The organism is Streptomyces vulcanius (assembly GCF_042653945.1).
Lineage (GTDB): Bacteria > Actinomycetota > Actinomycetes > Streptomycetales > Streptomycetaceae > Streptomyces > Streptomyces mangrovi.
In genome coordinates, this window is sequence record NZ_JBHSFK010000085.1 from 1 (window position 1) to 12,523 (window position 12,523).

Annotated in this window: 14 protein-coding genes and 1 pseudogene; 7 read left to right on the forward strand and 8 right to left on the reverse strand. The window is 72.2% G+C overall.

Going from position 1 to position 12,523, the window contains the following annotated elements:
* A pseudogene (locus ACFPIH_RS55460) lies at positions 1–111 on the forward strand (adenylyl cyclase); the annotation flags it as partial.
* A 107-nt stretch (positions 112–218) separates the two neighbouring features.
* Here the strand turns inward: ACFPIH_RS55460 and ACFPIH_RS55465 are convergent.
* The gene (locus ACFPIH_RS55465) at positions 219–542 is read right to left on the reverse strand and encodes a hypothetical protein (protein WP_381187732.1); all 324 of its coding nucleotides are present in this window, start codon (positions 540–542) and stop codon (positions 219–221) included.
* Positions 542–865, reverse strand: coding sequence for a hypothetical protein (locus ACFPIH_RS55470; RefSeq protein ID WP_381187735.1), 324 nt, complete (start codon positions 863–865; stop codon positions 542–544). Before ACFPIH_RS55470 ends, ACFPIH_RS55465 begins: the two co-directional genes overlap by 1 nt.
* Before the next feature lie 182 nt (positions 866–1,047).
* Between ACFPIH_RS55470 and ACFPIH_RS55475 the strand changes: the two genes are divergently transcribed.
* Positions 1,048–1,317 (forward strand): GntR family transcriptional regulator, encoded by a 270-nt coding sequence (locus ACFPIH_RS55475; RefSeq protein WP_381187738.1) that lies wholly within the window; start codon positions 1,048–1,050, stop codon positions 1,315–1,317.
* 642 nt (positions 1,318–1,959) lie between these two features.
* Here ACFPIH_RS55475 and ACFPIH_RS55485 read toward each other — a convergent pair.
* The 3 genes from ACFPIH_RS55485 to ACFPIH_RS55495 all read right to left on the reverse strand — a co-directional run bounded on the left by ACFPIH_RS55485 (position 1,960) and on the right by ACFPIH_RS55495 (position 5,319).
* Complete coding sequence (locus ACFPIH_RS55485) at positions 1,960–2,178, reverse strand: hypothetical protein (protein ID WP_381187741.1); 219 nt, start codon at positions 2,176–2,178, stop codon at positions 1,960–1,962.
* A gap of 146 nt (positions 2,179–2,324) precedes the next feature.
* Complete coding sequence (locus tag ACFPIH_RS55490) at positions 2,325–3,734, reverse strand: ricin-type beta-trefoil lectin domain protein (RefSeq protein ID WP_381187744.1); 1,410 nt, start codon at positions 3,732–3,734, stop codon at positions 2,325–2,327.
* A 130-nt stretch (positions 3,735–3,864) separates the two neighbouring features.
* Entirely contained in the window at positions 3,865–5,319 is a 1,455-nt protein-coding gene (locus ACFPIH_RS55495) for a hydrolase (RefSeq protein ID WP_381187747.1), read from the reverse strand.
* A gap of 117 nt (positions 5,320–5,436) precedes the next feature.
* On the opposite strand from ACFPIH_RS55495, the gene ACFPIH_RS55500 reads away from it, so the two are divergent.
* From ACFPIH_RS55500 to ACFPIH_RS55520, 5 genes are all read left to right on the forward strand, one after another.
* Positions 5,437–6,891 (forward strand): DUF4157 domain-containing protein, encoded by a 1,455-nt coding sequence (locus ACFPIH_RS55500; protein WP_381187750.1) that lies wholly within the window; start codon positions 5,437–5,439, stop codon positions 6,889–6,891.
* 139 nt (positions 6,892–7,030) lie between these two features.
* Positions 7,031–8,611 (forward strand): phage tail sheath subtilisin-like domain-containing protein, encoded by a 1,581-nt coding sequence (locus ACFPIH_RS55505; protein WP_381187753.1) that lies wholly within the window; start codon positions 7,031–7,033, stop codon positions 8,609–8,611.
* A gap of 66 nt (positions 8,612–8,677) precedes the next feature.
* A complete protein-coding gene (locus ACFPIH_RS55510; protein WP_381187756.1) occupies positions 8,678–9,121 on the forward strand; it encodes a phage tail protein in 444 nt (147 codons plus the stop codon).
* Positions 9,121–9,600 (forward strand): hypothetical protein, encoded by a 480-nt coding sequence (locus tag ACFPIH_RS55515; RefSeq protein ID WP_381187759.1) that lies wholly within the window; start codon positions 9,121–9,123, stop codon positions 9,598–9,600. Before ACFPIH_RS55510 ends, ACFPIH_RS55515 begins: the two co-directional genes overlap by 1 nt.
* Positions 9,597–9,755 (forward strand): DUF6760 family protein, encoded by a 159-nt coding sequence (locus ACFPIH_RS55520; RefSeq protein WP_381187762.1) that lies wholly within the window; start codon positions 9,597–9,599, stop codon positions 9,753–9,755. The genes ACFPIH_RS55515 and ACFPIH_RS55520 overlap by 4 nt, the downstream gene beginning before the upstream one ends.
* 74 nt (positions 9,756–9,829) lie before the next feature.
* Here ACFPIH_RS55520 and ACFPIH_RS55525 read toward each other — a convergent pair whose 3' ends face one another.
* The 3 genes from ACFPIH_RS55525 to ACFPIH_RS55535 all read right to left on the reverse strand — a co-directional run bounded on the left by ACFPIH_RS55525 (position 9,830) and on the right by ACFPIH_RS55535 (position 12,340).
* Entirely contained in the window at positions 9,830–10,006 is a 177-nt protein-coding gene (locus tag ACFPIH_RS55525; RefSeq protein WP_381187765.1) for a hypothetical protein, read from the reverse strand.
* A 120-nt stretch (positions 10,007–10,126) separates the two neighbouring features.
* Positions 10,127–10,612: a hypothetical protein gene (locus ACFPIH_RS55530; RefSeq protein ID WP_381187768.1), complete on the reverse strand. Its 486-nt coding sequence runs from the start codon at positions 10,610–10,612 to the stop codon at positions 10,127–10,129.
* A 972-nt stretch (positions 10,613–11,584) separates the two neighbouring features.
* A complete protein-coding gene (locus ACFPIH_RS55535; RefSeq protein ID WP_381187771.1) occupies positions 11,585–12,340 on the reverse strand; it encodes a hypothetical protein in 756 nt (251 codons plus the stop codon).
* Between the last annotated feature and the right edge of the window lie 183 nt (positions 12,341–12,523).

Sequence of the window (12,523 nt, forward strand, 5' to 3'; positions counted from 1 at the left end):
GCCTGGCTCGGCCTGGACTACGACGAGGCCCGCTTCGGCAGCATCGACCTGATCTACAAGAGCGAGTTGGGCCGTGACATCCTCGCCGAGCCCACCCTGCTGTTCGCATAGACGGGATGGCCGTTCTACGCCACGCTTTCCGGCTTCGACGTCGTTGAGATCACCAACGGAACCGGTGCGGGCGCCCTGGTTGGTCCGAGCGCCTACACCGTTGCCCGCTACCGAGGCTGAACCTCGTCCTCGGTGCCCGGCGCGGGCAGGCGCAGTCCCCGGGACTCCGCGACGCGCAGGGCGTCGGTCAGGCACTCGGCGAGCCTGATGCCGGCGTAACGGACCTCGGTGTACGGCGATCCGGGGTCGTCCAGCACCTCGCGGGCGAGGCCGAGGACGTCCGTGCCGGTGGCGAGCTGGACGGCCTCCAGGTCGTCGGCGAGACGGGAGAGGCGGCTGCCGGTGTCATCGGTCACCAGGTAGCAGGGTTTGCCCTCAGGGGTCGGCCAGGGCAGGAGCCGGGGGGCGCACGCGCCGTTGACGTGTTCCATCAGGCGGCCACCTCGCGTGCGCCGACGATGTGCTGGTCGAGGTCGATCCCGAAGTCGGCGGCGAGAACGAGGGCGAGACGGCGGCGCTGCTGAAGCGCGGCTTCCCCGTCATGGGCGGCGAGGTAGGGGCGTACGAGCGCGGAGGCCGTGCCGTCGAGAGGGGTGACCAGGCCGTACGGCGAACGGTGGCAGGGCAGGGGGGCCGCGGGGGGTACGGGGGCGAGACGGGTGCGGAGGTGATGGCGGGTGCGGCGGCGTTGGCCGGTGCCCGGGGCGAAGAGGAGTCGCAGCCATTCGAGGGCGCGGCGGATAGGGTCGTACATGTCGACGCTCTTTCTCAGCGTTGGCCGTGCCCCGGGAGGTCTAGCCACCTCGCCGGGGTCTGTCGTTTCCGACCATACCGGGAACCGCGTCCCTCCGCACCCTTCTGATTGCTACCGCGTCCCACCGCTGCAAGACGCGTTCCAACCCTGCGCTACGCGCTGGGCTGCGTCACGGTGGAGGGATGAGTGAGCTTCCGCGCTACGAGTATGTGAAACTCGCCGATGCCATCGCGGCGGACATCGGCTCCGGCAAACTGCCCCAGGGGGCCGCGCTGCCGGGCGAGCGAGCCATGACGGAACTACACCGCGTGAGCATCGGCACTGTGCGGCGCGCCGTCGTCGAACTGCGGAAACGCGGGCTCGTGGCGACTCTGCCCGCGAAGGGGACGTACGTCATCGGCATGCCGGAACGACCCGGCGACACGCCTCAGGAGGGCGAACCGGAGGGCTGAAAAGGTTGCGGCGACGGTCAGCGACGCGGTGCCCTGCGCCGGCAGCCGGACACCGGCAGAGCGGTGAAGGAGTCGTCACCCGCGGTGGTCGACGGTACCGTTTATGTGGGCAGTTGGAACACCTGCGGTGGGCCGTCGACTCCAGGTCCGGCGAGGAACGCTGGCGGTGCAGGATCGGCGGCGTGCCGACCGCGTCGCCGGTGGTCGCCAACGGCACCATCTACACCGGCAGTTGGGATAAATGCCGGTACGCGGTGGACGCCGTCCCGGGCCGGGAGCGTGGAAGGTCAGGACGGGCGGCATGGTGCGGTCCACGCCGGTGGTGGCCGGCGGCCTGGTCCTCTTCGGCGGTAACGACGGCCAGTTGTGGGCGCTGGACACCGCCACCGGCACGGCGCGGAGGTCGGCGACGGCGACCTCCTGGAGGGCGCCCGCCGCGAATACCGCAAGGCAGGCCGCCTGGTACCGGGCGAGGCCAACTGGTAGTCCCTGCCAGGGTCGGCCCGGTCAGAGGCGGTCGTGGACGTCAAGAGGTCCAGAGACCTCTTGACGTGATCAGCCCACGTCAGTCACCGGACTCACGCCGAGGGTCACCCCGGACATCGGAGTGGCCGCGCTGGTCCGGATCATCGTGATCTGCAACTAGGGGTTGAGGATGCTCTGGTGCCGGGACTCGATGATGAGGCTGGCACGGTCGACCTGATGGGTGCCGAGCTGGTGCGTCTGGGCGAGGGCGGTGCCCCCGATGGCGAGAGCGAGAGCGAAGCCCGTCGTCACCAGCAGGCTCCGGCGGCCGACGCGCCTGCCGAAAACCCTGAACTGCGCCGTCTCGTTGATCCGACGCCGGCGTGCTGACTGCATGGAAGTGTCCTTTCGGGGAGGCGAGGCAACGTCAGTCGTTGCCTGGCCGGTTGAGCGGTTTGGTCGGCAGGCGTTAGCGGTGGCGAGCCGCCGCCCACGTCCTGCTCGACTCGGGCGAGGAGAGACCCGTGATGTGATCCGGCGGCCTACTCCACGCGCCACTTCTGGTTCGGGGTGCCCGAGCAGGTCCACAGTTGGAGCTTCGCGCCGTTGCCGGTGCCGTTGTCCTTGACGTCCACGCACTTGTCCGCCTGCGGGTTGACCAGGTCACCGGCCTGGCTCAGTACCCACTGCTGTGCGGGGTTGCCGCTGCACCGGGCGATCTGGATGACCGCGCCGTCGTCCCGCGAGCCCCAGGCGACGTCCATGCAGAACCCGACCGAGCGGACCGTGCCGTCGCTGCGGAAGTCCCACTTCTGGTTGGCGGTCGAGGCGCAGTCCCAGATCTGCAGCGGGGTGCCGTCCTTGCCCTTGCCCTTCGTGGCGTCGGGGACGTCGATGCACCGGTTGGAGCCCTGGCCGATGATCAGCCGGCCGACCACCTTGGTGGTGGTGCCCTTGTCGGTGGTGGACGAACCGCCGCCGCTGCCACCGGAGGTGGAGGAGGAGCCGCCCGACCCGGAACCGGACCCGGAGCCCGAACCTGAGCCCGAGCCCCCGGAGCCGCTCTGCTTCGGCGGCGCGGAGGACACCGGCGGCTGCTCGGCCGGGGCCTCGGCGGAGTTGTCGGTCTTCGGCACGGACACCGGCGCGGAGACGGACGGGCTGGGCAGCGCGGTGCTGCCGGCCGCCTCCAGCCGCTCGGTGGCCTTGCTGCCGACCTGCGGCTTGTAGCTGATCCAGATCATCACGAAGGCGATCGCCAGCGCGACCGAGATGCTCAGCGCGGTCGCCAGCCACCGCGGCAGGAACCCGCGCTGCACGAACGTACCGTCCACCGACAGCGGGAGCACTCCGGACCGTTGCACGGTCAGCGCGTACGGGCGCTGTTCCTTCGAGCCGAACCAGATGATCTGCCGGGGGCGCAGGGTGGTGTCGACGAAGACGGCCCGCCCCGGCTCGATCTGCACACTGCCCGGCCGGATCTCGTACGACAGGTTGTCCCCGGCGTCCGCCCCCGCGACGGACGCCGTGACGCGCGAGTTGCCCAGGTTGTCGATCGCGAGCCTCGGCCGGCCCTTGAAGCGGCCCTTCACGGTGGGCGGCACCAGCTCGGCGCGCACCTCGGTGAACGGGGTGATGGTGAGGTTGCCCTCGGGCACGGTCACCGCGTCGGGGTGTTCGGTCGGGGTGATGCGTACGGCGTAGGGGTTCGGGCCCGCCGTGGCGTCCGGGGTGCGGGGCGGCGAGAAGGTCAGCTCGACGGTGCCCGTGGTACCCGGGTACAGCCGCAGTGTGGGTGGTTCCACCAGCGTCCAGGGGGCCACCGGGCCGACGGGCTCGAAACGGTACTCGTCGACGACGTCACCGGTGTTGCGCACCCGCAGCCGTACCGTCGTACTGCCGCCGGGGTCCACGGTCGCGGCAGCCGGTTCCAGAGAAGTCCACAGGGTCACCTGTCGACGCTAAAGCCATGGACAAGAGCACGTCAGGAAGCCGCGGGGCACGGCGGCTGCCCGAAAGGGACGGACAGCCGTGCCCCGCCCGCCCGTTTCGGACCGGTCTCAGACCGTTCGCAGGCCGGTCTCAGAGCGTGAAGCGCACCGCCTCCAGCTGGAGCTTCCAGTCCATGGGGCTGCCGCCGTAGACCCACTTGTCCTTGGCGTTGGGGTCCGAGCAGCCCACACCGCGCCAGCCCTTGTCCTTGATGTGCGCGTTCTGGCAGACGGAGCTGCCGTCCCCCAGCCCGATGGTGAAGCCCTGGAGCGGCGAGACCGCCTCCTTGAGGCTGCCGAGGTACATGTCGACGCCGTCGGCCGCCTTCGACCACTTGGGGCCGGTCAGCCAGCCCTCGTTCACATGGGCGGCGTTGCCGGTGACGCCGTTGGTGCCCACCGAAGCGATGTTCAGCTCCTTGATGGGCAGGCTCTTGCCGGTCGTGCCCGCGATGGCGCCGTCGCACACCGGGTCCTGCCAGCCGCGGTCGGCGACATAGGCGCGGTAGCAGATGTGCCGTCCGTCGCTGCGCGCGGCCAGCGCCTGCACGGCGTCGGCGGCGGTCTGCTTCTTCGGCGTCGTGGGCTTCTTCGACTCACCCCCGCCGCCCGAGCCACTGCTGCCGCCACTGCCACTACCGCTGCCGCTGCCGCTCCCGGCCGTGTCGCCGCCGCTCGTCTGCGCGGGGGCGGCCTGCTCGGCGGGCGCGCTGCTCACGGGCGGCGGCGGGGCGCTGGAGATCGGGGCCGAGGGGCTGGGCAGCGCGGTGCTGCCGGCCGTCACGAGCCGCTCGGTGGCCTTGCTGCCGACCTGCGGCTTGTAGCTGATCCAGATCATCACGAAGGCGATCGCCAGCGCGACCGAGATGCTCAGCGCGGTCGCCAGCCACCGCGGCAGGAACCCGCGCTGCACGAACGTACCGTCGACCAACAGGGGCTGCGCGCCCGAGCGGCGCACCGCCAGGGCGTAGGGCTGCTCCTCCTTCGAGCCGAACCAGATGATCTGCCGGGGGCGCAGGGTGGTGTCGACGAAGACGGCCCGCCCGGGTTCGATCTGCACACTGCCCGGCTGGATCTCGTACGACAGCCGGTCGCCCTGGTCGCTGCCGCTGAGGGAGGCGGTGACCTTGGTGTTGCCGAGGTTGTCGATCGCGAGCCGCGGGCGGCCCCGGAAGCGTCCCTTCACGGTGGGCGGCACCAGCTCGGCGCGCACCTCCGTGAACGGGGTGACCGTGAGGTTCCCCTCCGGGACCGTCACCGCGTCCGGGTGCTCGGTGGGGGTGATGCGTACGGCGTACGGGTTCGGGCCCGCCGTGGCGTCGGAGGTGCGGGGCGGCGAGAAGGCCAGCTCCACCGTGCCGGTCGTACCCGGGTACAGCCGCAGTGTGGGCGGCTCCACCGTGGTCCAGGGGGCGATGGGGCCGATCGGCTCGAAGCGGTACTCGTCCACGACGTCGCCGGTGTTGCGCACCCGCAGCCGTACGGTCGTCCGGCTGCCGGGATCGACGGTGGCGGAGGCGGGTTCGAGGGAGGTCCACAGAGTCACCTGTCGACGTTACGGCGGACGCGGCGGGAGAGGTCAGAGGCCACGGGGCAGAGCGGATGCCCGCCAGGTCTGCCCGGGCGGTCCTGCCGGGCAGAGGCGAGGGCGGGGTAGGACTGGATGACTATGCGCAGCCACGAGCAGGTGCCGGACAGGTCGGGCACGTCGAGCAGGGCGGACCGGAGCGGGCGGCAGCCGGCCCCCGGCCTCCGTCGGGCCCCGGCCCCTTCCTCCGTACCCCTGCACCGTGCCCTCGACACGGGCTCGCCCGAGGCCGTCCTCGCCCTCCAGCGGGCCGCCGGGAACTCGGCCGTCACCGCCGTGCAGCGGGCCCGCACCGGCCGCCCCACCGGAGTGAGCACCATCGGCGGCGACAACGCCTACTTCACCACCCAGGCCCCGGAGGGCGTCCTGCGCGACGGCCCCTCCCCGAACGGCATGATCAACCACGACGTCGACCACGTGGACGTCCAGCACCACCACCCGGCCGACGTCAGCCTCCAGATCTCGGACGACGGGACGCTCGCCGTCCACGACACCGCCCGGGAGCCCAAGGAGTTCTACGCGTCGGACCAGGTCTTCCAGCAGGCGGTGGCCCAGCTGGCGGCGGTCAACAGCGACTACACGCTCGTCCGTGGCGGCGGACAGATCAAGACCGAGGCCGGGACCCTGTCCAAGGTCACCCCGGAGACGTCGAACGGCGCCGCGCAGCGCACCGCGGCCGGGTTCGCCGCCCTGATCCAGACCCAGTGCATCGAGGTGGCACGGAAGGTCGTCGGCGCCGGCCGTCCGATGCGCATCGTCGCCGGCGACGGCACCAGTACGGCGACCTGGGCGCACAGCGGCGGCGAACGGCTGGCCCACCACCTCACGGAGACCGTGCGAAACGGCGGCACCACGGACGCCGCCGGTGCGGCGGCCGCCGCCGAAAACGGCCCGGGGGCCTTCGACCGGGACGTCGCCCCGGCGTACGGCTCCACCCTGCGGCAGCAGCCGGGCGAGGCCGACGACGCCGCCCGGGACATGGGCATCAACAACCACGTCCGGCCCGAGGTCGGCGAGGCCTTCGCCACCCTCTCGATCGGCGACCAGGACGAGAAGGACTACGCGACGGTCCCCGCCGGAGAGACGTTCACCGACCGGGCCGGCACCTCCGTGTGGAACTACCACTTCGCCGGGGTCGTCGCCCGCGCCCTCGACGGCAACGACTGGGTGACCCTGGAGAACTACACCCGCAACTCCAACGCCGACAACGCCCTGCTCGAACTGGAGGGCAAGCTGATGAACTCCTACCTCCAGAAGACCAGGTCGCTGCTCAACGGCTACAAGGGGAAACAGCCCAAGGGCGAACTGGGCGACCGGATCACGCAGATGCTCCAGAAGCTGACCGGCGCCACCCGCGACCAGGCGCAGGCCGAGTTCCAGGCCCTCGGCCAGAAGGACCTGGAGTGGCAGGGCAAGTGGTTCTTCCGCCTCTACGGCTCCCAGCCGGGCCAGACCTTCCACGACAAGCAGTACGCGAACGGCGCCGGCGACTTCGTGAACCCGCTGACCGTACGGGTGCGCCGCCCGTGACCGCGGTGCCCCCTGTGCCCCCTGTTGTCCTCGCGGGCAACAAGCGTGCCCTCGAACGTGCACCCGAGGCCGTTTCGGAGCACGCGCTTCGCGCGTGAGGGTGGCAGAGTCCTGACGCGTACCCCGAGGAGAGCACAGCATGCCGTCCTACCTGTCGCCCGGCGTATACGTCGAGGAGGTGGCCAGCGGCTCCCGCCCGATCGAAGGTGTGGGCACCTCGGTTGCCGCCTTCGTGGGGCTCGCCCCGACCGGCCCGCTCAACGAGCCGACGCTGGTGACCAACTGGACCCAGTACGTGGCGGCCTTCGGTGACTTCACCGACGGGTACTACCTCGCGCACTCCGTCTACGGCTTCTTCAACAACGGTGGTTCGGCGGCGTACGTCGTCCGCGTGGGCGGTTCCCCGGCGGGCGCGTCCGGCGACACCAAGTCCCCCGCCGCGGTGGGCGGTTCCACCGCCCCGGCCGCGCTTCCGGCCGGCGAGCCGAAGCAGCTGGGCACCTTCGCGGTGACCGCCGTGGCGCCCGGAAACCTCAGCGTGGAGGTCGCGGACGCGGAGGGCGAGGGCCCCGCCGAGCGGTTCAAGCTGATCGTCAAGGACGGCGACCGCGCGGTCGAGACGTTCGACGTGAGCGCCAAGAAGGGCAACCGCGCCTACGTGGTCACCCAGGTGAAGGAGCGCTCGAAGCTCATCACCGTGACCGAGGCAGCGCCGGCCGCGCAGCTGGCCCGCCCCGACAACCAGACGGTCGCGCTGCCCGCCGCCCCGGCCGGCGGCGCCCCCGCCGCGCCCGCGGAGGAAGTGAGCTCGGTCGGACCGGCCCACTACCTGGGCGACAGCTCCGACCGCACCGGCTTCGGCGGCCTGGAGGCCGTCGACGAGATCTCCATGGTCGCGGTGCCCGACCTGATGGCCGCCTACCAGCGCGGCGCGATCGACCTGGAGGCCGTCAAGGCCGTCCAGCTGGGCCTGATCGCGCACTGCGAACTGATGGGCGACCGCGTCGCGGTCATCGACCCGCCGCCCAGCCTGAACGCCCGTCAGATCCGGGTCTGGCGCCAGGAGACGGCCGGCTACGACTCCAAGTACGCGGCCCTGTACTACCCGTGGATCAAGTCCTTCGACCCGGCCAGCGGCCAGGCCCGGCTGATCCCGCCGAGCGGCCATGTGGCCGGCGTCTGGGCCCGCAACGACTCCGAGCGCGGTGTGCACAAGGCCCCCGCGAACGAGGTCGTACGCGGCGCGGTCGACCTGGAGATCCAGATCACCCGGGGCGAGCAGGACCTGCTGAACCCCATCGGCGTGAACTGCATCCGCGCCTTCCCGGGCCGGGGCATCCGCATCTGGGGCGCGCGCACGCTGTCCTCCGACCCGGCCTGGCGCTACCTGAACATCCGCCGGTACTTCAACTACCTGGAGGAGTCGATCCTGATCGGCACCCAGTGGGTGGTGTTCGAGCCGAACGACCACGCGCTGTGGGCCCGGATCCGGCGCAACGTCTCGGCGTTCCTGGTCAACGAGTGGCGCGCGGGCGCCCTCTTCGGTGCCCGGCCCGAGGACGCGTTCTACGTCAAGTGCGACGAGGAGACCAACCCGCCGGAGTCGGTCGACGTCGGCCGGGTGGTGTGCGAGATCGGCATCGCCCCGGTCAAGCCCGCCGAGTTCGTGATCTTCCGGCTGGCCCAGTTCTCCAGCGGGAGCGGGGAGCTGGAGGAGTAGTTCCGACTCCATCCATCGGTCCTCCCCTCCTCTCCCCTCCCTCAACTGACTTAGAAGGAAAGCAAGATGAGTCTCCAGCCGGGTGACGCCCTAACATCGCACAATTTCGGCCTGCAGATCGACGGCGTGATGGTCGAGTACCTCGCCGAGGTCAGCGGCCTCAGCATCGAGCAGGACGTCATCGAGTACCAGCAGGTCTCCTCGCAGGGCAAGCCGATCACCAAGAAGCTGCCGGGCGTGAAGAAGGCGGGCACCTGCACGGTCGTGCGCGGTATGACCCAGTCCGCCGCGTTCAACCAGTGGATCACCGAGTCGATCAACGGCGTGATGGGCACCGCCCGCAAGAACGCCACGATCATGGTGATGGACTACCAGAACAACCCGGTCAAGCGGTACAACATGCGCAACGCCTGGTGCAGCAAGATCGACACCAGCACGGTGAAGGCGGGCGAGGCGTCCGCGCTGACCGAGACCGTGACGATCACGTTCGAAGAACTGGTCATCGAGTAATGCGGCGTACGGCGGTGCGGGCACCGCAGGCGGAAGTGGAGCAGCCTTCTCAGGAGGCCGCCCCGCTCCCGCCCTCGGCGCCCGCACCGGCGCCGGTCCAGCGGCAGACCCTGCAGACGGAGTTCCCCTTCGAGCTGCCCCGCGGCTATGTCGACGAGGCGGGCACGGTCCACCGCGACGGTGTGATGCGGCTGTCGACGGCACGGGACGAACTCGTCCCGCTGCGCGACATCCGCGTCCAGGAGAACCCGGCGTACCTCTCGGTCGTGCTGCTGGGCCGGGTCATCACCCGGCTCGGCACGCTGCCGTTGGTCCACGACGGGGTGGTGGAGAGCATGTTCGCCTCCGACCTCGCGTTCCTTCAGGACTTCTACCGCCAGATCAACGCCGAGGGCCACACCCGCGCCACGGTGGAGTGCCCGCACTGCGCGGAGCCGTTCGAGGTGGAACTGGGCGGGAGCCGCCTGGGGGAATCGTGACGTACGCGACCGACCGACTGCACGAGGAGATCGCGTACGTCGCCTACCACTTCCACTGGTCCCAGGACGACATCCTGGACCTCGAACACCACGACCGCCGCCGCTACACGAACCACATCACGTCTTTGGTGACCCGGAGCGGAACGGAGGGCTGAACCGTGGGCTTTCTGGATCGCTTCCGGGGCGGAGGCGGGGGCGCGAGCGGGGCATGGGGTGCTGCGCGGGCTACTCATGTACCGGCGGCTGACGTACCGGCGGATTCGGGTGCCGTTGCCGGTGCCGGGGAGATGCCGCCGGTGCGGAGGCCGGCCGAGTGGTCCGGACTGCCGCCCATCCAGCGGGCGGTGGCGGCCTCGGGCACGTCCTCGTCCATCGCCGACTCCGGCTTCGGGGGACGGCTGGCCACCTGGCAGAACCCCAGCTTCACGAGCGTGCGTTCACCGGGGGTCCTGGGCTGGTCCCTGGACGGCACACCGACGGCCCACGCGGGCGCGGAGCCGGTGCCGGTGCCGGTGCCGACCCAGCCTCAGCAGGCGCCGCCCCGGCCGACGCATGCGGCGATGCCCGGCACGTTCCGCGCGACCGCGTCTCCGCTCGTCCCGCTCCAGGCGGCGCCCTTGAGGGCGACGTCTCCCACGCCACCGACACCGCGGCGTGCGCTGCCGGGCGCGCCGATGGCGGCCCCGTCACGCCCGGCTCCGCCACCGGCGGCCGTCCGACCGCGCCGGTTGCCGACGGCGAACCCGTCGGCCGGTGCGGCACCGCGCCCGGTCCAGAGGGCAGCCGGTCTGCCGCAGGCCACGGCGTCCCGCCCGCCGCAGGCACCGAGCCCGTCGGCGGCCGGGGCTCCATCACGCCCGGCCGTCGGCCCGAACCTCTCCTCGGCTGGGGTTCCGTTGCGCCAGGTCATCGACGCGGGCCCGTCTTCGGCCGGGACTCCGTCACACCCGGCCGTCGGCCCGAACCTCTCCTCGGCTGGGGTGCCGTTGAGCCCGGGCTCGTCGGCGGCCACAGCACAGCGACCCGGGCCGTCGGCCGGTGGAACCCCGGTCCAGAGGACGGCAGTTCAGCCGCAGGCACCCAGCCCCTCGACGGCGGCCACAGCGCCGCGTCCGGTTCAGAGGGCGGCAGTTCAGCCGCAAGCGCCCAGCCCATCGGCCGGTGGAACCTCACCTCCGGTTCAGAGGACGGCAGCCCAGCCGCAAACGCCGAGCCCCTCGGCGACCACAACACCGCAACCCGCGCCGTCGCAGACACCCAGCCCCTCGTCGGCGGCCACAGCACCGCGCCCGGTTCAGAGGACGGCAGCCCAGCCGCAGACGCCGAGCCCGTCGGCGACCACAGCACCGCGACCCGCGCCGTCGCAGGCGCCCGGCCCATCCGCCGGTGGAACCTCACGTCCGGTTCAGAGGACGGCAGTTCAGCCGCAGGCACCCAGCCCATTGACGGCGGCCACAGCACCGCGCCCGGTTCAGAGGACGGCAGCCCAGCCGCAGACGCCGAGCCCCTCGTCGGCCACAACACCGCGACCCGCGCCGTCACAGGCGCCCGGCCCATCCGCCGGTGGAACGTCTCCTCCCGTCCAGCAGGCGGCAGCTCAGCCGCCGGCCGGGAGCGCGTCGCACCCGGGTCCCTCGGCGGCGTCACCGTCGCGTCCGTCGCAGACGCCGGGCCCTTCGGCGGCCACGGCGCCGCGTCCGGGTGCGGGGGCCTCGCAGGGGGCGAGCCCGGCGGCCGGTGGAACCCCGCACCCGGTCCAGCGGGCGGCAGCCCAGCCGCAGGGCACAGCAGCACGTCCGCCGCAGGCACCCAGCCCGTCGGCTGCCACAGCACCGCAGCCGGGGCCGTCGCAGACGCCAGGCCCATCCGCCGGTGGAACCCCGCACCCGGTCCAGCGGGCGGCAGCCCAGCCGCAGGGCACAGCAGCACGTCCGCCGGCGGCGACAGCGCCGCAACCCGGGCCGTCGGCCGGTGCGCTTCCCGTTCAGCGGGCGGCAGCCCAGCCGCAGGCAGTGGTACCGCTTCGGCTCGGGGCGACGGCACCGGCGGGATCCTCGCCGGCGTTGTCCTCACCGACCCTGCATACGCCGTACGGGCCCAACCCGGCCGTTTCCCCCTCTGCGCCCTCCTCCCCTACGGCCCCGCAGTCGGCCGTACCGGCTCCCGCGCCGCGCACGGTGGCACCCGCCGCCCCGGCACGGGGTATCCAGGTGTCCCCGACGTCACCCCGTACGGCGACGCGTCCGATGCCCCTGACCAGGTCGGCCCCGGCCCCGGTACAGCGGCGTACGCTGCCCGTCCGGCTGCCGTCGGCCCCCGCCGCACCGGCTCCGGCCGCACCCCGGGGCACGGACACCGACGGCGGTGCTCCGGCCCCCGCCAAGGAACCCGCGCCGGGACCCGCCCCGAGCACGCCGGCGGCGGGCGTGGCACCCACCCCGTCCGCCGGGAACCCGGTCCAGCGGTCGGCCACCTCACCGACGCCCGGGCAGCCCGACTCCGCGACGACGGCCGTCCAACGAGCGGTCCCCCGCATCCCGGCCCCCACCACTCGGACACAGGCCGACGCGCCCACGCCCGGCCAGGCACCGGCGCCCACCGCGCCCCTCTCGGTACAGCGCGCCACCACGCCACACCCCCCGGCGCCGACGGCCCAGGAGCACACCTCACCGAAGCCCGCCGAACCCGCCGTCCAGCGGAGGCCGCTCACACCCGCCACGCCCGCCGTCCAGCGAGCCACCGCACCGGCACCCCACCGCCGTACAGGCCTGGGCGCCCCCATGAAGAACACCCCCCAGCAGTCCACCCCCGCGCCCATCCCCCCGGCGGCCCCCACGAAGCCCCCGCTCGGCGCCCCCCTCGCGACGCGCCCCACCGACGCAACCCCCCTCAACGACACCCGCACCACACCCCCGACCCACAC

Excerpts from the sequence above, each read along its gene's own strand:
- ACFPIH_RS55510 (WP_381187756.1), top strand. The coding sequence starts at position 8,678 with ATGAGTCTCCAGCCGGGTGACGCCCTAACATCGCACAATTTCGGCCTG.
- ACFPIH_RS55485 (WP_381187741.1), bottom strand. The coding sequence starts at position 2,178 with ATGCAGTCAGCACGCCGGCGTCGGATCAACGAGACGGCGCAGTTCAGG.
- ACFPIH_RS55465 (WP_381187732.1), bottom strand. The coding sequence starts at position 542 with ATGGAACACGTCAACGGCGCGTGCGCCCCCCGGCTCCTGCCCTGGCCG.
- ACFPIH_RS55515 (WP_381187759.1), top strand. The coding sequence starts at position 9,121 with ATGCGGCGTACGGCGGTGCGGGCACCGCAGGCGGAAGTGGAGCAGCCT.
- ACFPIH_RS55475 (WP_381187738.1), top strand. The coding sequence starts at position 1,048 with ATGAGTGAGCTTCCGCGCTACGAGTATGTGAAACTCGCCGATGCCATC.
- ACFPIH_RS55470 (WP_381187735.1), bottom strand. The coding sequence starts at position 865 with ATGTACGACCCTATCCGCCGCGCCCTCGAATGGCTGCGACTCCTCTTC.
- ACFPIH_RS55505 (WP_381187753.1), top strand. The coding sequence starts at position 7,031 with ATGCCGTCCTACCTGTCGCCCGGCGTATACGTCGAGGAGGTGGCCAGC.
- ACFPIH_RS55500 (WP_381187750.1), top strand. The coding sequence starts at position 5,437 with ATGACTATGCGCAGCCACGAGCAGGTGCCGGACAGGTCGGGCACGTCG.